Consider the following 18,124-nt stretch of genomic DNA (forward strand, 5'->3'; position numbering starts at 1 on the left):
GCTCTGACTCAATTTTGATGAAATTAGCGGGCTAAAATGGCGTGGTTTCCAATTTGGGAGCAACGCCATGCAGAAAGCACTTCGACCATCCTCGGTGATCCCGCCGGGCTTTACGATTGTGGCCTCGTCGGTGGCGGATGACAGTGCAACGATCCTGATCCGTAGTACGTCGCGGACGAGCCAATGCCCGAGGTGCGACAGCGTCAGTTGCCGCATTCACAGCCACTACCAGCGTCAGATCTTGGATCTGCCCCTGGCGGGCCGCCCTGTTAAACTGATCGCGGATGTCCGCCGCTTCCGCTGCGAAGCTGTACGATGCGGGCAAAGGATCTTCGCGGAACGCTTCGCCGATGGCGTCGTAGCGCCCTGGGCACGACGCACAGGCCGACTGGAAATGCTGGTTCATCACCTCGGTCTCGCCCTTGGCGGTCGGCCCGCAGCCAGCTTTGCGCGGCGGCTCATGTTGCCGGTCAGCAATGACACGCTGCTCCGCGTCGTGCGACGTCGGGGATATCCACCATCTCCGGCGCCGACGGTGATTGGTATCGATGACTGGGCATGGCGGCGCAATCAACGATATTGCACGATCATCTGCGACCTCGAGCGGCGCCGGCCGATACGTCTGCTGCCAGACCGGGAATCAGCGACTGCCCAAGCATGGCTCGCAGAGCAGCCGCAGGTAGCGATCATCGCTCGCGATCGCGGCGGCGCTTATGCTCGCGCGGCGGCCAGGGCCCTGCCGAATGCGGTGCAGGTCGCCGACCGCTGGCATCTCATGGAAAACGCCAGCCGTGCCTTCCTTGACGCGGTGCGCCGGTCGATGCGGAATATCCGATGCGCCATCGGTGCGATGACAATCAAGCCCGAGTTGCTCACGGCCGCCGAGCGGCTCCAATACGAAGGGTATCTTCATCGCGAGGATACCAATGCCGCGATCCTCGCGCTCTCCAAGGACGGCGTCGCGATCAAGGAGATCGTGCGCCGCACCGGCCACAGCCGGGGCACGGTGCGGCGGGTACTGCGCGGGGAACGCAGCGACGTGTTCAGAACGCGGGAGACATCCCTCGAGTCCTATCTGCCATGGCTGGATCTGCAGTGGGCGGCAGGTTGCCACAATGGCGCGGCACTGTGGCGTTCGTTGCAGACGCAGGGCTTTCGGGGGTCGCTGCGCGTCGTGACAGAGTGGGCAACACGCCGACGGCGCGCCGACAAGATCGATGCCGACACGCTTCACCGCGTACCGTCAGCCAGAACCATCGCACGGTTGATGACGATCGACCGCAATGATCTCTCCAAGGCGGAAACGCTCACCGTCGCGGCCGTTGAAGCCGGCGTGCCATCCCTGGTCGATGCGCGGCGCATCATCGAGGGCTTCCACGCCATGATCCGTCGTAAGGTCGGCGCCGATCTTGATCCGTGGATAGCTCGGGCGCACGGCAGTCTTGTCGCGTCATTCGCAAACGGCGTCGCCAAGGATATTGCCGCGGTTCGCGCCGCCATCGTCACCCAATGGTCCAACGGCCAGACCGAGGGGCAGATCACCAAGCTCAAGCTGGTCAAACGTCAGATGTATGGCCGTGGAAAACTCGACCTCCTCCAGGCGCGGCTGATCGGCGCGACATGACCATCGATCATCAAAAATGCGTCAGAGCCAATATTGCACGCCGATTCACACGGCGCCGATCCCCTGCGGCACGAACCCCGTCGCGCGCACGGTCGCCGGGTCCTCGGAGAACGGCCCGCCATCGGGGCCCATCGGCACGCGGCTAATGCTCTCGAACCCGCCGGCCGCGATCAGATCCTCCCAGCCCGACGCGATACGCGACGCCGCCTGGTTGAAGGCGTCGAGCCCTGACGCGCAGAAGCGGTTGAGATGAACGCCCGGCACCGTCTCGGCCCAGCCCGCCTTCTAGTGCGCGATCTTCGGGAGGACGGAGCCGTTCTCCCTCACGGGAGCGACGCAGCCCATCACGAGATCCTCGACCCTGGCGGTGTCGAGATCGGTGCGCCGCTGCATCTCGATTAGCAGGTTGGTGACGAGGTCGATCGGCTTGACCTCGTTCAATGCGCCATCCGACTTCCCTTTCGAGCGCGGGGTGCGAATGGCCTCGTAGACGTAAACCGGTTCGCTCATCGCCATCTCCCTGATCGGGTCTGGTCTGAACACTGCTGTTCAATTGGAGACAATGGCGTCAGGCTTGAGAGGCGCAGGGTCTTGGGTCAGAGCAGTGTGAACCCGCCGTCGATGTTGATCGTCATGCCGGTCAGGAAAGGCGATTCGTCGCTGGCAAGGAACACCGCCAGGTTCGCCACCTCCGCGGGATCGGCGATCCGGCCGACGGGTGTCGCGGCCTCCAGGCCGGCGATGAATTCCGGCGGCAGATCCGCGACCATCTGCGTACGGATCACGCCGGGCGCGATGCAGTTCACGCGGACGTTGGACCGTGCGTTCTCCACGGCGGCGACCTTGGTTAGCTGCATCACGCCCGCCTTTGAGGCGCAATAGGCCGCCATCTGCGGCATGACGACCGACCCGGCGATCGAGGCGACGTTGATGATCGCGCCGCCGCGTTCGGCTAAGTGCGGGGTCGCATACTTGATGCCGAGGAAGACACCGCGCAGGTTCACCGCGAGCACGCGGTCGAACTCGGCGGGATCGTAATCGACCAGCGGCTTCTGCGCCCCGTCGATCCCGGCGTTGTTGCACAGCACGTCGAGCCGGCCGAAACGCTCGATCGCGAACTCGATCATCGCCGCTGCCTGTCCCGGATCGCTGACATCGGTGCGGATGCCCGCAGCGGACGCGCCCAGCGTCCCGATGACCGCCTCCAGATCGCGGCTGAGGTCGGCGACGACGACCTTGGCACCTTGCGCGAGAAACGCCTGAACGGTTGCATGACCAATCCCCGATGCACCGCCCGTCACGATCGCCACCTTGTCGCGCAGCCGATCCGTCATGACACTCTCCTTGTCTACCGCCGCCGCTCGTCGGCAGTCGATTGGTTGCTCAGAGAAAGGCCCAGCCCTTCTCGTCCCGTTCGCACGCCAGGAAAGCGTCGGGCTCGAGGGGTTGCAGGAGGCCGGTGGACACCTCGCCATCGCAGGTGATGCGGCAATGGTGCTCGTCCAGTCCGCGCAGCGCGATCCGGATGTCCGGATCGGTAAGATCGTGACGATCGCCCTGCACCGTTCCGTCCGGCTGGGCATCGCCCTGCCAGATCGAGCGATCGGGCGAGCCACCATAGAGCCCGCAGGTCATGAATGCGGTCTGCTGACCGAGCTTCTCGAAATGGACGCGCTTCATGTCGCCGTTATCGAGAGTAAAGTCGATCACGGCCTCGGCGAAGACCTGCGTCACGGGCTCGAAGCGGAAGCGTCGGTCTACCTTACGCACCTTGCCGTAGCGCGCCCGCGAATCGCCGTAGCGATAGAGGACGATCGGTCCCCAGATGGCGAAGTCCCGAAAAGCGATCCAGACGCCGCCGATCCAGCCCGCCTTTGGCGGCTTGCCGTCCGACTGGAAGCGCGGCCCTCCGACACCCCGGCCGATGCCCCAGTGACGGTCGCGCGTGCCGCGTGCGGTTCCAGGATCGAGCGTGAACCGCTCCCCCTCGAATTCGACCCAGCCGCCCACCGTGCCGAAGCTTTCGAAGCCCGCGGTGACGTGGCGCTGCCCGCCCGGCGGATTGCCGTTCTCCAGCGAACCATAGGCTGCGCGATACATCTGACGGTGCGAGTCCCGCCACGTCAGATCGTAGGCGAGGCCATGCTCGCGGGCGTCGAGTTCATGCCGCCACTCGCGCATTCCCGCGACGATCGTCGGCCGGATCGGGCCGACATGGATGGAACCGCGATTGGCGCCGATTCGCCGGAACGCTCGGACCGACCGCTGCACGCCCCGACAAGTGACGATTGCATACGCTTCGGCGGTGTCGAGATTGGGATAGAAACTGCCGCCCGTCGCGATTAACAGCTCGCCCGCCTGGTCGTGGAAGATGTTCCAGTGCCGTTCGAAGAACCGCGGATCGGTCGTCGCCGCGACGCGGATCGGATCCGGGGTCTGGTGGATCAGGTGGTCGTCAAGCGGCGAAAGCGGATACTGCTCCTCGAAGTAGCCGTCCGCCTCATACGCCCAATCTCCGCTCACCGGGTGAGCTTGAGCGGCAGTCGGGTCGGCCCCCGCGTCACCATCGAGTTGATCCAAGTGACTTCCTCCAAAGGAGCCGCCAGGTCGATCGAGCGATATCGTTGCAGCATCTCCCGCAGGACGATCTGCCCTTCGATCCTGGCGAGCGGAGTGCCGAGGCAGAAATGGGGTCCTTTGCCGAACGCCATGTGCGGATTGGGATTGCGCGTCACATCCAGCGTGTCGGGATCGTCGAAGACCTCTTCGTCGCGGTTGGCCGACAGCAGCATGAAAAATGCTCGTTCACCCGCTGAAAGCTGCTTGCCTCCGAGCTCGGTCTCCTCCTTGACGACACGGCCGATCGACAGGATCGGGCTGTCGTAGCGCAGGAATTCCTCAACCGCGACGTCGATGCCGTCGGGGTTGGCGCGCAGCCATTCAAGCTGATCGGGATGCTGCACGAGCGCCATCAGCGAGTTGTTGATGAGGTTGGCCGTTGTCTCGTGACCTCCGTTCAGCACCATCATCAGGCAGCCGACCAGTTCGTCATCGTTCAACGCCTGACCGTCGATCTCGGAGGCCATCAGCTGTGACAGGATGTCGCTATGCGCCGTGTGGCGGCGCTCGGCGATCATCTCCTTGAAGAGCGCCGCCATCGCCGTCGCGCCGCGGCGCGCGCGCTCGTACTTGTCGGGAACGCCCCGCGCGCTCCCGATGAACAGCATCATGTCGTCGGACCAACTCTTGACCTCGAGCAGCCGGTCCCGCTCGACACCCATCAGCTCCATGACGACCATGCCCGGCAACAGGATCGAGAACGACGAGACCATGTCAAACGGTGCATCAACCGGCAACTCGTCGAGGAGCATGTTGGTCAGGTCGGACACCGTTCCCCTCAGCGCCTCGAACGTGGGAAGACTGAGCACCGCCGCCATGTGGCGCCGCAGGCGCGTATGGTCGGGCGGATCGCGGAACACCATCCAGCTGTTCAGATAGCGCAGGATGTCCTCGGCCGCCGACTGAGCGCCGCTGGGCAGGTGCTTTCGCACGTTCGTCAGCCGCTCGGCGGAAAAGGTGCTGCTGTTGGTCAGCCCGTCGAGGATGTCGTCGTAAGTCGTCACGATCCACCCGGACATCGCCTCGCTCCAGTGCACCGGATCCTCGCGACGCAGGGTTGCGAAGATCGGGTGCGGGTTACGCAAGGTCGCAGGATCGGACGGATCAAAGGACAGGTCGGTAACAGTCATGTGAATATCCTCAGGCGCGACCCCCACCAAGTCGGGAGAAGATCAGGTCGACCATCTCTTGCAAGCAGTGTTCCGGAGTCCTGCCCTTGAAGGCATAACCCTTGAGCGCCCTCATGTGGGACAGCATGATGATCTCGTGCGCGAGCAGCCGATCGTCCACCTCCCGAAACTCTTCGGTGAGGACGCCGGCGCGGATCAGATCGCTTAGATACTCGCTGATGGCCAGCTCGTCTGCCCGGTAACGGGCCTTGGCGTCGTCTGAGAACGACTGATACTCGCGATACGCAAGAAGGATCAGGGCGGCGTTGTTCCAGTGGCGCAGCCAGTAGGTTCGAATGGCGCCCTCGAGCTTGGCCCGCACGCCTCGCACGGAGGCCGCGGCGGCCTTCATGTCCCGGAGCAAATCGAGGTTGATCTCGTCGCAGACCATCTCGAGCAGGTCGTTCTTGGTGTCGATATGTCGATAAAGGCCACCCACGCTCAAGGAGGCACGTTCCGCCACCTCGTTCACCGAAATGGCGTGAAACCCGCGCTCCTTGACGAGTTGCATCACCACCTCCGCGAGCGCCTGGCGACGCTTACGGGCATTCTCCTTGCGGACGCCGCCCGGCTTGGCGGGAGCCTTGCCCCCCTGCACGACCTTAAGCTGAGATGTCATGACCTGCTTCATCGTTTCAGATGGGAGCGTTTGCTCGCATTTCTGAGGATGTCAAATCGTGGATGCCGCGTCAATGCCCGGAGCCAGGCGAGCCGAAAAGTCATTGGGAAGGAAGTGCCGAGTGCGGGGCGGCTTGCCCGAATTGACGAGTGCGGCCAATCTGCACTAATCGGCGAAATTGAGAGCGACCACTCGCATCCAGTCGCCTCGCGGAGCCAGGAGAGGAACTCGCGGCGTGCTGCCCCACTATCAGAATCATCATCTCTGTAACCATGCGATCTCGCACCACGCCATGATCCAGCCCAACCGTTGCGCGCTGGTCTGTGGCGAGGATCGGCTCTCCTGGGGCGAACTCGACTGTCGCGTGAACAGGCTCGCGAATGCGCTCATCGATCGCGGGTGTACCAAGGGCGACCGCATCTGCATGCTCCTTCCCAATGGCGTTCCTGCATTTATCCTGTTCTGGGCGGCGACCCGCGCCGGCGGCGTGATCGTGCCGCTCAACATGATGCTCGACGACGTCTCGCTCGCCCGGCTCGCCGCGGCCTCGAGCGGCAGGCTGATGTTCGCGGACGCGGCGTCCGCCGAGCAGATCGACCGCATCCGGACGAGGCTTCCCGATGTCGACGACGACGGCTTCTTCGTCTTCGGGGGCGACCGCCCGGGTTGGGCAAGCGCGGAAGCGCTCGCCGCTGCGGGCAGTTCCGCGCCGCCGGCCGTCCGGCTGGATCCGTCCGACGCCATGACCGTCTTCTACAGTTCGGGGACGACGGGAACGCCCAAGGGCATCGAGCACAGTCACTTCGGCCGGCTCAACTATTGCTACGGCTTCGGTGCCGGCCTTGGCATCGGCCGCTACACCGTCGCCGTCTGCACCACACCGCTCTATGCGTCGGGGACGATGATCACGATGCTGCCGACGCTGTACTTCGGCGGCACCATCGTGCTGGTGCCGAAATTTTCGCCGGAGGCGTTCAGGGCGGCAGTGCGACGTGAGGGCGGGACGCACAGCTTCATGGTCCCCGCGATGTACGTCGCCATCCTCCAGCAGGACGGGCCCGACGAGGATCTGGCGACGCTGGGCGTCCTGGTCAGCGCCGGGCAGACGATGCCGATGGCGGTGCGCGACCAGATCGCCGCCCGCGTGCCCTCCGCCGGGATCTACGAGGTGTACGGCGCCACCGAGGGATTCTTCACGCTCGCGGTTCCGGGCGATTTCGCGTCGGGCAAGCGCAACACCGTCGGCAAGCCGGGCTTCCTGGAGGACATCCGCATCCTCGACGAGGACTCGCGGGAACTGCCACGGGGACAGACCGGCGAGATCGTCGCCTATGGCGCGGGCATGATGCGGGGCTATGTCGACCGGCCGGACCTGACTGAAGAGGTCGTTTGGACGTCGCCCGAGGGGCGGACCTACCTTCGCAGCGGCGATCTCGGCCATCTGGACGAGGACGGCTTCCTGTACGTCTCGGGTCGCAAGAAGGACATGATCAAGTCCGGCGGCATCAACGTCTATGCGGCCGACTTGGAGGAGGTTCTCGCCTCGCACCCGCTGGTGGCCGAATGCGCCGTCGTGGGTGTCCCGCACCCGCGATGGATGGAGACGCCGATCGGTGTCGTCTCGCTCGTCCGCGACGCGCCGGCGGACGTGGCGGACGAGATCTGCGTGTGGGTCAACGCCCGGCTCGCCAAGTACCAGCGGCTCAACCGCGTCGTGGCACGCTCCGACTTCCCGCGCGCGACCTACGGAAAGATCCGCAAGGACGCACTTCGAGAGGAGTACCGGTCCTGCTGCGACGATGCCGATCTTGCGGCCTCGCCCCGCTGACGCACGCCCTTCGCACAACCCAACAGATCGACGAAGAGAATCGAAGTGGTCGCTGCCTCTGGCGCGCGCAGAGGTTCACCCTTCCGCTGCGCGATCGCGCTACCGACCGTCGATCGCGACAGCCTGTGGACTGCCCGCGATGACTGGTCCGGTTGCACAGTTAGTTGATGCGGACCTCCGATGCCAGCCTGGGCGGGGGGCGGAGCGCAGCGGAGCCGAGCGGCCAGGCTGGCATCTCGATCGTCTCCGGCGCCGGTGGTCGATAACCGAGGCTGCTGTGGGGCCTTGCCCGGTTGTAATGTGCACGCCACCAGCCAGTGACGATCCGTACCTCCTCGAGGCTGTAGAAGATCTCACCGTTGAGCAGCTCGTCGCGCAGGCGTGCGTTGAAGCTTTCGATATAGCCGTTCTCCCACGGGCTTCCCGGTTCGATATAAAGGGTGGTGACGCCGAGCCGGCCGAGCCATTCGCGTACCGCGTTGGCGACGAACTCGGGGCCGTTATCGGATCTGATATGCTCGGGCGGCCCATGCTCGATGAACAGGTCGGCCAGCACGTCGATCACGTCGTGCGAGCGGAACCGCCGTAGCGGAACCATCGCCAGGCACTCGCGACTGAACTCGTCGATGATGTTGAGCATCCGGTATTTGCGCCCGTTGTACGTCTGATCCTCAACGAAGTCGTAGGACCAGACATGCCCGCGATGCTGCGGGCGCAGCCGAATGCACGATCCGTCGCCCAGCCAGAGCCGACGCCGTTTCGGTTGCCGCTTCGGCACTTTGAGACCCTCCCGCCGCCAGATGCGCTCGACTACCGACAGACTGACCTGCCAGCCGGCATGGCCCAGCAAGGCATGGATGCGGCGATAGCCATATCGGCCATAGTCCCTGGCCAGCGCGACGATGTCGGCCGTCAGGCGCTGCTCGTCGGCATCGTCCTTCGGCGGGTGGCGCTGTGTCGAACGATGCTGGCCCAGAACACGGCAGGTCCGTCGCTCCGATACCGGCAACGCGCGACGGACCTGCTCGATCGCCTCACGGCGACGGGAGGGGCTCAAAAAGTCAGTTTCGATGCCTCTTGAAGGATCGCCTTGTCGAGCGCGAGGTCCGCCACCAGCTTCTTCAGTCGCGCGTTCTCGCGCTCAAGATCCTTCATCCGGCGCGCCTGATCAACCTTCAGCCCGCCATATTCCTTGCGCCATCGATACAGCGTCTGTTCCGCAATCCCGATCTGGCGGCAAGCTTCAACAGCAGTCCCGCCCCGCCCGACAATTACATCCACCTCACGCAGCTTCGCGATGATCTGTTCCGGCGTATATCGCTGACGTCCCATGCCTTTCTCCAATTCTCATGCTCAAACGGACTCTCTTCAGAATTGGACCAGTTTTTCCATGGCAGACCACCTGCACCTGGCGCGGCCATTACTGCGAGGCGCGGCCCCACCTGCCTGCCGCGGCTGCGTTCGCGTCGAGGTCCAGCACTTGTCGGGTCTGGATGGTTCGCCGGCTGCTTGAGGCCGGGCGCCGGCCAACATAATCGTCTCTTCCGGCGCATATCACCGCTTCGACCTTGCCGGGCTCCGCCCCCTCAACGATTTGCTGGAACGCGACCCGTTCGGGGTCATGTCCACGATCGGATCTCCAGCGGGGGCCTGCACCGCTCGTCACCGATCCGCGCCCGGCGCTGCCCGTCCGCTCCCTTCATCCGGAGCGATCGGCGGGGGGCTGACCTTCAACACGGACAGCCCCCACGCGCCGCGGCGCCTAGAACTTGACGTTCAGCTCGAAGCCGTAGGTTCGCGGCAAGCCTGGCACCCTGGCGTTCGTACCGGTGATTTGACCGATGGCGATGCCGCCGACGTAATATTTTTCCCCGGTGAGATTGCTGACGTAGGCCGCGGCCGATACCTGCGATCCAAAAATCTCGTTCCATTCGGCGCGCAGATTGATCAACTTATAGCCGTTGACTATGGTGTTCGGCAACACCGAGTCGTTCAGATTGCTATAATAGAACTTCGTCTGACCGTAGTATTCCCCGCGCAGCGCGACATTTCCCGCCTCGCCGATGTCAGAAGCAACACGCGCGTAGGCCGACCCTGAAAATTCAGGCGCGTCGGCATAAGGGCCAAAGACAAAGCTTCGGCCCGCGACGAACGCCCGACCGTCGGTGAACCGGGCATCGGTGTACGTGAAGGCGCCGCCGATGCTGAAGTTGCGGGAGATCGTGAGGTTACCGTCCGTCTCGACACCCGAAACACGCGCTCGGTTCACGTTGCCGGCCTCCGCCGAATTGTCGATGTAGACGGAGCGCTGCACGTTGTGGATGTACTGGTCGTAGACGGCGACATTCAGCTGACCGCGCATCGTGCCAATGTTCCCGGCGAATTTGGCTCCGAGTTCGAAGTCGTACGTCGTTTCCGGCCGGAACGCATCCGGGTTGGGGAAAGCCGCTCCGGATGTGCCGTTGAAGCCGCCCGTCCGCCAGCTTCCCCGATGGCTGAAATAGACCAGGAGAGAGTCGGTCAGCCGGTAGTCGAGGCTGACAAGCCAGCTGGGCTTCGAGTCCTTGATGCGTCCCTCGTTGAGTGCGCTCAACAGCTTGGGATCGCTTGCAGACCCTTGCCGAAAGTCGATTTTGACGTCTTCCCAGGTGTAGCGGAGGCCGCCGGTCGCGTTCAGCTTTGGCGTGATCGCGTAGCTCAGCTGCGCGTAAAGCGCCTTCGACTTGTCGTCAGTCAAGCTGTCGTACGAGCCGAGGTACGGTTGCCCGAGGTCCGGAAGGACAGTGAGAGGAATGTATGATCGCGTCTTCTCCTCGGAGATAAACGCGCCGACGATGTACTTCAGGTTCCCCGTCTTGCCGGAGGCCTGAACCTCATCGGAAAGCTGGCTCGTGCCGAAGATGTAACCATCACCGCTGTACGTCTTGCCAAACACCTTCTGCGGCGGGCCACCCTGCGCGCCGAAGAAGTCATAGGGGCTGCCGTCCACGTCGATGAAGTCGCTGGAGACGACCCGGTTGTACCCGAAGATGTTCTTGATCGTCAGATCCGTCCCGGCGTCGAACGTCGTCGTATTGGACAAGAAGGTCTGATCGGCGCGGTGCCGCTGGCTGCGGTTGATCGAAACGTCGTAGAAACCGCCGGCCTGCCCCGCTTGGCGCTTGGCGATATAGTCGGCGATGCCGTTGTACAGGGCGTTGACGCGCGGGTCGGTCGAACTGCCCAGGCCCGGCCCGAGCGCATCCGGGCCGTGCAAGTCCCGCATCGTCGTCACGAGCGGCTTGGTGACCCCGTCGCTCGGGTCCACGTAGGTGTCCGGCCCGTTGACGCCGTTGACCGTCTGCACGTCCAGCGAGACGTTGGTTCCTCCGAAGACGCCGTGCTGAAGGACCGTCAGGTTGCTGAACCGGCTATCCTCGGGCCGCAGGAGAAGGCTGCCGCGAACGACACGACTGTCGATGGCTCCGAGCTTCGATCCGTCGATCAGATTGGTTTGAAAGCCGTCACGTGCCTGATACCGACCCGACAGCCGCAGGTAGACGCCAGTGGTGATGGGCAGGTTGATCGCGCCTTCGGCTTCACGATCGTTGAAGTTGCCGTAGCCGACCTTGAGGTATCCGCCGAAGGTCTCCTCGGGCTGCGCCGTTTCGTACAGCACGGCGCCGCCGGTCGCATTGCGACCGAACAAGGTGCCCTGCGGCCCTTTGAGCACCTGAATGGACGATAAGTCGAACAACGCCGTGCCGGTGGTGCCACCGACCGGGACCACGTTGATGTACGTCGTCACTGCGGGAGACGAGAAAGAGAAGGCGTCGATCGATTGCCCGCGGATCGCGTAGTTGATCTGGTTCGACGTGAGCGCCGCACGGACCGTCAGCCCGGGAGTCGCGACCTGAAGATCCTGTTCCGTCAGGATGCGGCGTTCGGCAAGCGCTTCCGCACCGAACGCGGACACCGAGACCGGCACGTCCTGGAGCCGTTCGCTCGACCGACGCGCCGTGACGATGACGTCACCTCCCGCGGCGCCCGCGGCTGCGTCCGGAGTTGCGGCTCCAGTGCTTTGGGCATCTGCGCTTGCGGCCGGGGTGGCGGTGGTGGTGACCGCGGGTGGCAGATTCCCCTGCCCCTGCTGCTCGCCGCCCTGCGTCACTTGAGCCATTGCAGGGGCCGCCGTCGTCGCAAGCGCCACGAGGCTAACACTAACCAGCAAGGCGCTTCCGTGGCGTCGGTCGAGATGTGATACGATCATGTTATCCTCCCCATCTGCCCCCATTTGTTTTTGAGGGAGCTTGTCGCATTTTCCGCGCTTCAAGCCGGCTGCTTCACCTTCTCGAAGGTTAGATCCTGGGCAAAGCCGGTGTCGATGGACCTTTGAAGCTCGTCGAAATAGCCGGCGGCTCCGCCGAAATAGTGGAGCGGCGCATGGGCCTTGCCGGGGATGTTGGCGCCCATGAACCACGAGTTCAGTTCGGTCGCCTGGCCCAGGAGAGTCGCGTCGAGCAGCTCATACATCAGTCGGATCCAGCGCTCCACCGCCTCCGGCCGGCCCTCGATCACGTCGGCGCCACGCGCTTCGGCCGCCTGGATCGCCTTACCGATCCAGTCCACTGAGGCGTCGACGACCGGCGGAACGTTGGAAAATGGGGATTGGGGTCCGGTGATGATGAACATGTTCGGGAAGCCGTCCATCACGATGCCGAGATGCGTCCGCGGCCCGGCTTGCCACTTGTCGCGCACGAGTTCGCCGCCGCGCCCGCGCACTTCCATATGCGTCAGCGGCCCCGTGACGGCGTCGAACCCGATCGCGAAGATGATGATGTCGAGCTCGTACTCGCGCTCGCTCGTCGCCAGGCCGCGCTCGGTCGCCGCAACGATCGGCGCGCTCTTGACGTCGACGAGCGACACGTTGTCGCGGTTGAAGCTCTCGAAGTAGAAGTTGCCGAGCGGCGGGCGCTTCAGCGCGATCGGATAGGTCGGGCACAGGAGTTCGGCCGTCCTGGGATCCTTGACGATCGACCTGATCTTTCGCCGGACGAACTCGGCGGCGGCGCGATTGGTGCGCTCGTCGACGAGCATGTCGGCAAAGGTCTCGAACAGGAAACGGAAGCCGCCCTGCTCCCAGCCGTACTCGAAGATGCGTTCACGCTGCTCGTCGTCGACGTCGTCGTAGGTGAGTGCCGACGTTTCCATGGGAAAGGCGAAGACCTGACGTCTCACCTGCTCCCAGACCTGCTCATAGTTCTGCTTGATCGCACGGCGATCGTCATCGTCGAGCGGGTGGTTGCGCCCCGGCAGGACGTAATTGGGTGTCCGCTGGAACAGCGTGACGTGCGCCGCCTGCTTGGCGACGACCGGCATGATCTGCACCGCCGTCGAACCCGAGCCGACGATTCCGACTCTCTTCCCCGCAAAGTCGACCTTCTCCTTGGGCCACTGCGACGACATGTAGCATTCGCCCTTGAAGAGCGTCATATCGAACGGCGGCTGCACCGCCACGGCGAACCACCCGACCGCCGAGATGAAGTAGCGGCATCGCCACGAACGCCCGTCCGCCGCAGTGATCGTCCAGAGATTCTCGTCCTCGTCGTAGACCGCCGAGGTCACACGGGTGTTGAAGTCGATGTCCTTGCGCATGTCGAACCGGTCGGCGACGTGCGAGAGATAGGCTTGGACCTGGTCCCAGGTCGGCATCCGCTCGGGCCAGTTCCAGTCGTCCTGGAGTTCCTTGGAGAACGAATAGCAATAGGCCCACGCCTCGCTGTCAGTCCTCGCACCCGGATACCGGTTCCAGTACCACGTGCCGCCGACGTCGCTGCCCGCATCGAGCAGCCTGACTGTCTTGCCCAGCCGCCGCATCTCGTAGAGCGCACGCAGGCCGCCAAATCCGGCGCCGACGATCACTGCGTCGAAGTCCGGATCTGTCGAGTTCACGCTGTTCATGTCGCGCACGATCTCCTCCTCTCCTCACTCGCTCGGGTTCGTGGAGCGTTCTCCTTCGAGCCAAAGTGCGAGTACTGGCTCGCTTGTTATCGGGCGTGAAGAGCTGGGTCAATGCCGCGCTGGACGCAAAAATGAGCTCCGCTCCCGGCTGTTGGACCGCATCCGTCGCCGATCATACGCGTCATTTTGCCGGTTGCCGTGAGCGTAGCCGCATGGCTGAGCTGCTCATGGGCTTGACGCGTAGCCGGCCCGGACCTACGATTTTTGTGAGAGCGATGGCTCGCGTCGAGTGCTTCGCCAGATCGCTTTGTCGCGCGACGCGCATCGAGGAGGGGCCATGACTTGTCCACTTGAGGGGTTTGGCGCGTGAGCTACCCCGAGTACGAGAGCCTCAGGCTCGATTGGCCGTCCGAGCGGGTGCTGCGCATCACCCTGGAACGCGGCAAGATGAATGCGATGGACTTCCAGCTCCATCACGATCTCGCCCACATCTGGTCGCTGATCGACAAGGATCCCGCGGTGAACGCCGTAGTGGTCACGGGTGCTGGCCGCGCCTTCTCGGCGGGCGGCGACTTCGAAATGATCGAAGACATCATCGCCGACCACGATTTCCGCTGCAAGATGTGGAAGGACGCCCGTGTGATGGTCGATTCGATGCTGAACTGCAGCAAGCCGATCGTCTCCGCCATCAACGGCGCGGCGGCCGGGGGCGGTCTCGCGCTTGCGCTGCTCGCCGACATCAGCGTCGCCGCCGAGTCGGCAAAGCTCGTCGATGGCCACACGGTGCTCGGCGTGGCGGCGGACGACCATGGCGTCGCCGTCTGGCCGCTGCTCACGAGCCTGGCGAAGGCGAAATATTATCTGATGACCAGCGAGCCCATCGATGGCCGCGAGGCGGAGCGGATCGGGCTCGTCAGCTTCTGCACTCCCGACGACGAGTGCGTGACCCGGGCGCTCGCGATTGCCGACCGGCTGGCGAAGGGGCCGCCGGCGGCGGTGCGCTGGACCAAGCTGTCGCTCAACAACTGGATGAAGAACGCCTGGCCATCGTTCGAGGCGTCGTTGGCGTTCGGGATCCTCGGCTTCACCAGCCCCGAGGCGCGCGAGGGGCTCGACGCGCTGAAGGAACGCCGCACGCCCAGCTTCAATCCCCAATCGTACGTGTGAGGTCGCCAGTGGCAGAGGAGAGAACCTATATCGTGACGGGCGCGGCCGGCGGCATCGGCGGCGCGACCGCACGTCGGCTGCTGCGGACCGGCGCAAACGTGCTCGGCGTGGATATCAGCCAGCGGCGGCTCGACGCTTTCGTCGAAAGCTGCGCCGATCTGCCCGGCACGGTTGCGGTGCATCGCGCCGACCTGTCCAACGAGGAAGAGGTGAAGGGCGTCATCGCGGCCTGCCTGGACACCTTCGGCGACCTCACCGGCGTCGCGAACGTCGCCGGCGGCATGGTGGCGATCGAGGCGGACTCGATGGACCGGCCGCTCGCGCAGATCGGCCTCGACTATTTCCGGCGCACGTTCCAGGTCAACGTCGATAGCGCGTTCCTGATGTGCAAACACGCCGAGCCTCACTTCACGACGAAAGGCTATGGCAAGATCTGCAACGTCGCCTCGCTCGCGGCCTTCGCCAACCGCCCCGATCTGGGCGACGCCGCGTACAACTCGGCCAAGGCGGCCGTGGTCGCGCTAACCCAGACGCTCAGTATCCTGCTCGGCCGGCAAGGCATCCGCGTGAACGCGGTGGCGCCGGGACTGGTGTTCAGCCCGAAGGTCTCCGAGACGTTCGGCGGAGCCTATGTCGAGCGCCACCTGAGCTATACCGCGCTTGGCAAGTTCGCGACCGTCGAGGACGAGGCGGAGGGCATCGCCTTCTTCCTCGAGCCGCAGTCCGACGCGATCAGCGGCGAGGTGTTGCGCGTGTCGGCCGGCACCCGGTGAGCGAGGCGACGCCCCCGGCCGACGAGGCCATGCAGGCCGCGTTGGCGCCCCTGCTGGCGCCGCTAGGCGAAACACTGGTCCGCGCGAGTTGGAAGCGGCAGTTCGGCGGTAATGCCCGACAGGCCTTCCGCTTCGACACCACGACCGCCGCAGGCGTTGTGAAGCCGCGCATCCTGCTGAGCCAACTCGCCGCCAAGCACGTCGAGTCGGAGACGGCTCGGGAATATGCGGTCCTGCGCGCGCTGAACGGCTCCGGGGTGCGCGCACCCGCGGCGATCGCGCTCGACGCGCACGGCGCGATCACCGGCGGTCCCGGGCTCGTCATGGAGCGGCTCGATGGCGAGGCGAGCGCAGTCGACTTCCTCCGTCAGCCCGATCACGCGATCGGGCGCGCGCTGTGCGAGGATCTTGCCGCCGCGACCGCGGAGCTGCACCGGTTCGACTGGCGGGCGGCGGGACTGACGACCGGGCCGAACCCCCTCCTCGCGCAGATCGATCACTGGGAGGCATCTTACGTACGGCATCGGCTGGAGCCGCTGCCGGCACTCGCCTGGTTGTTCGGCTGGCTTCGAGCGCACGTTCCCGCGCCATCACGCTTATCGCTCGTCCATGGCGACCTTAGGCCCGGCAACTTCCTGTACTGCGACGGTCGGGTCACCGCACTGCTCGACTGGGAAATGGCTCATGTCGGCCATCCGGCAGAGGACATCGCCTGGATTTACCGCGCGCTCTGGAGCCCCGGACGCTTCCTGCCCGTCGAGGACTTCCTCGCCGCCTATGCCCGCCATGCCGAACCGCCGATGGCGCGCGACGTATTGTTCTATCGGGTCTTTGCCGAGGCGAAGTTCGCCGCCATCTCGGCGGCGGCGGCGCATGCCGTTTCGACGGGCGGCACGACCAACCTGCGTCATATCGACCGTGCCGCCAAGATTCCCGAATGTCTCCGGGTCGCGACGGGGTTCATCGATTTGACGGCATCGAGCGCGCGCGATGCTGCGGCCTAACGCCGGCGAACTGCTTGGGGGATTGAGGCGCAGCCTGGAGGAACAGGTCCTGCCGGCCCTGCCTCGCGGCGTGCCGCAGCAGCAACTGAAGGCGGCGCTCCATCTGATCCGACGGCTCCAGCGCAGCTGGGACCTGGCGCCGTCGCACCTCCGCGAGGACAATGCGGACATGACGGCAACGCTCGGCGCGCTGTTCGCCGCTCGTGGCGGCGCCGATGTCGAGGACAGGCTCGGTGCAGCGCCACGGCCCGCCGTCCCGGGCTTCAACGACCCCGCGCTCGCCGCCGCCGCGACCCGCAACCTGATGCTCCAGCAACTCGTCGCGGAGGAGCCGGACGGCGTCGAGATCCGCGCCCTGCACCGACGCATGACGGCCCGTGACGCTCGCTACGTCGGCGACGTCCCCGAACCCGAAAGCTCGACATGAACGGCCCCGGCAGCTTCACCGCCCGCATCCGCGAAATCCGTGATGAGGCGTCGGGCGTAAAGTCCTTCGCGCTCGAAGCGGTGGACGGCACGGCACTGCCGATCTGGTCGTCCGGAGCGCACATCGACCTCGCGTTGGCGCCGGGGCTCAATCGCCAATATTCGATCTGCGGCGACCCGTCCGACCCGACCTGCGTGCGCTTCGCGGTGCTGCGCGAGCCGGAGAGCCGCGGCGGCTCGAGGCATCTGCACGAGCAGCTCCGCGTCGGGGACGAAGTGCAGGTGCTTGCGATCCGAAACAACTTCGGACTCGTCGACGCGAGGTTGACCCTGCTGGTGGCTGGGGGGATCGGCGTGACGCCGCTTCTGGCGATGGCGCGCGAGATGGAGCGGACGGGGCGTGCCTGGCGGATGCTCTACGGCGGGCGGAGCCGCGCGAGCATGGCGTTCCTCCCGGAACTCGAAGGCTACGGCGACAAGGTGACGGTGCGGCCGCAGGACGAATTCGGGCTGCTCGATCTCGCCGGCTTCTTGGGATCGGCCGAACCCGGCAAGGTTGCGTATTGCTGCGGGCCGGAGCCGCTCATTGCCGCCGTCGAGGCGCATTGCGCGGGCTGGCCGGAGGACCAGCTTCAGATCGAACGCTTTCGACCCAAGGACGTCGAGCCGCATCAGGCGGATGCGGCTTTCGAAGTGGAACTGCGCAGGTCGGGCCTCACGCTGACGGTGCCGCCCGGACGCTCCATCGCCGACGTGCTGGAGGACGCGAACATCATCATCCCGCGCTCGTGCAACGAGGGGACCTGTGGCACCTGTCTGACGCGCGTGATCGAAGGCCTTCCCGATCACCGCGACTCGTTCCTGCGGCCCAAGCAGCGCGCGAAGAACAACGCGATCATGGTCTGCTGCTCGCGATCACTGACACCACGACTGGTGCTCGACGTTTGACGGAAGG

General features: G+C 64.9%; 15 protein-coding genes and 1 pseudogene. 7 read left to right on the top strand and 9 right to left on the bottom strand.

The window, feature by feature from the left end:
* Positions 1-67 precede the first annotated feature (67 nt).
* Complete coding sequence (locus F9288_RS00835; RefSeq protein WP_174834870.1) at positions 68-1,624, top strand: ISL3 family transposase; 1,557 nt, start codon at positions 68-70, stop codon at positions 1,622-1,624.
* Positions 1,625-1,669: 45 nt separating this feature from the next.
* On the opposite strand, the pseudogene F9288_RS21885 reads toward F9288_RS00835, so the two are convergent.
* The 6 genes and pseudogenes from F9288_RS21885 to F9288_RS00860 form a co-directional block, all read right to left on the bottom strand.
* A pseudogene (locus F9288_RS21885) lies at positions 1,670-1,897 on the bottom strand (acetyl-CoA C-acyltransferase); the annotation flags it as partial.
* A 12-nt stretch (positions 1,898-1,909) separates the two neighbouring features.
* On the bottom strand, positions 1,910-2,134 hold the full coding sequence (locus F9288_RS21890) for a hypothetical protein (protein WP_217482566.1): 225 nt from the start codon (positions 2,132-2,134) through the stop codon (positions 1,910-1,912).
* 86 nt (positions 2,135-2,220) lie between these two features.
* Entirely contained in the window at positions 2,221-2,958 is a 738-nt protein-coding gene (locus F9288_RS00845) for an SDR family NAD(P)-dependent oxidoreductase (RefSeq protein ID WP_174834871.1), read from the bottom strand.
* A gap of 49 nt (positions 2,959-3,007) precedes the next feature.
* Positions 3,008-4,204 carry a hypothetical protein gene (locus F9288_RS00850; protein ID WP_217482567.1) on the bottom strand — a complete coding sequence of 399 codons (1,197 nt, stop codon included), beginning with the start codon at positions 4,202-4,204 and terminating at the stop codon, positions 3,008-3,010.
* A complete protein-coding gene (locus tag F9288_RS00855; RefSeq protein ID WP_174834872.1) occupies positions 4,144-5,373 on the bottom strand; it encodes a cytochrome P450 in 1,230 nt (409 codons plus the stop codon). The genes F9288_RS00850 and F9288_RS00855 overlap by 61 nt, the downstream gene beginning before the upstream one ends.
* 10 nt (positions 5,374-5,383) lie before the next feature.
* A complete protein-coding gene (locus F9288_RS00860) occupies positions 5,384-6,031 on the bottom strand; it encodes a TetR/AcrR family transcriptional regulator (RefSeq protein WP_217482568.1) in 648 nt (215 codons plus the stop codon).
* A gap of 235 nt (positions 6,032-6,266) precedes the next feature.
* Between F9288_RS00860 and F9288_RS00865 the strand changes: the two genes are divergently transcribed.
* Entirely contained in the window at positions 6,267-7,859 is a 1,593-nt protein-coding gene (locus tag F9288_RS00865; RefSeq protein ID WP_217482569.1) for a class I adenylate-forming enzyme family protein, read from the top strand.
* 160 nt (positions 7,860-8,019) lie between these two features.
* Here F9288_RS00865 and F9288_RS00870 read toward each other — a convergent pair.
* From F9288_RS00870 to F9288_RS00880, 3 genes are all read right to left on the bottom strand, one after another.
* Positions 8,020-9,191, bottom strand: a protein-coding gene (locus F9288_RS00870) for an IS3 family transposase (protein WP_174834841.1) whose coding sequence is annotated in 2 segments (ribosomal slippage) — positions 8,020-8,924 and positions 8,924-9,191 — 1,173 coding nt in all. Because the reading frame shifts where the segments join, the coding sequence is not laid out codon by codon here.
* A gap of 430 nt (positions 9,192-9,621) precedes the next feature.
* A complete protein-coding gene (locus tag F9288_RS00875) occupies positions 9,622-12,108 on the bottom strand; it encodes a TonB-dependent receptor (RefSeq protein WP_174834875.1) in 2,487 nt (828 codons plus the stop codon).
* A 59-nt stretch (positions 12,109-12,167) separates the two neighbouring features.
* Positions 12,168-13,799 (bottom strand): NAD(P)/FAD-dependent oxidoreductase, encoded by a 1,632-nt coding sequence (locus tag F9288_RS00880; protein ID WP_174838754.1) that lies wholly within the window; start codon positions 13,797-13,799, stop codon positions 12,168-12,170.
* 366 nt (positions 13,800-14,165) lie between these two features.
* Here F9288_RS00880 and F9288_RS00885 point away from each other — a divergent pair, with 366 nt between their 5' ends.
* The 5 genes from F9288_RS00885 to F9288_RS00905 are packed head-to-tail and all read left to right on the top strand — an operon-like array spanning position 14,166 to position 18,117.
* Complete coding sequence (locus tag F9288_RS00885) at positions 14,166-14,966, top strand: enoyl-CoA hydratase/isomerase family protein (protein WP_174834876.1); 801 nt, start codon at positions 14,166-14,168, stop codon at positions 14,964-14,966.
* 8 nt (positions 14,967-14,974) lie between these two features.
* Entirely contained in the window at positions 14,975-15,739 is a 765-nt protein-coding gene (locus F9288_RS00890; protein WP_217482571.1) for an SDR family NAD(P)-dependent oxidoreductase, read from the top strand.
* Entirely contained in the window at positions 15,736-16,743 is a 1,008-nt protein-coding gene (locus F9288_RS00895; protein ID WP_174834878.1) for a phosphotransferase family protein, read from the top strand. The genes F9288_RS00890 and F9288_RS00895 overlap by 4 nt, the downstream gene beginning before the upstream one ends.
* Positions 16,730-17,170, top strand: coding sequence for a hypothetical protein (locus F9288_RS00900; protein WP_174834879.1), 441 nt, complete (start codon positions 16,730-16,732; stop codon positions 17,168-17,170). The genes F9288_RS00895 and F9288_RS00900 overlap by 14 nt, the downstream gene beginning before the upstream one ends.
* On the top strand, positions 17,167-18,117 hold the full coding sequence (locus tag F9288_RS00905; protein WP_174834880.1) for a PDR/VanB family oxidoreductase: 951 nt from the start codon (positions 17,167-17,169) through the stop codon (positions 18,115-18,117). The genes F9288_RS00900 and F9288_RS00905 overlap by 4 nt, the downstream gene beginning before the upstream one ends.
* Positions 18,118-18,124 lie beyond the last annotated feature (7 nt).

The sequence above is a fragment of the Sphingomonas sp. CL5.1 genome (genome assembly GCF_013344685.1).
In the GTDB taxonomy this organism is placed as follows: Bacteria; Pseudomonadota; Alphaproteobacteria; order Sphingomonadales; family Sphingomonadaceae; genus Sphingomonas.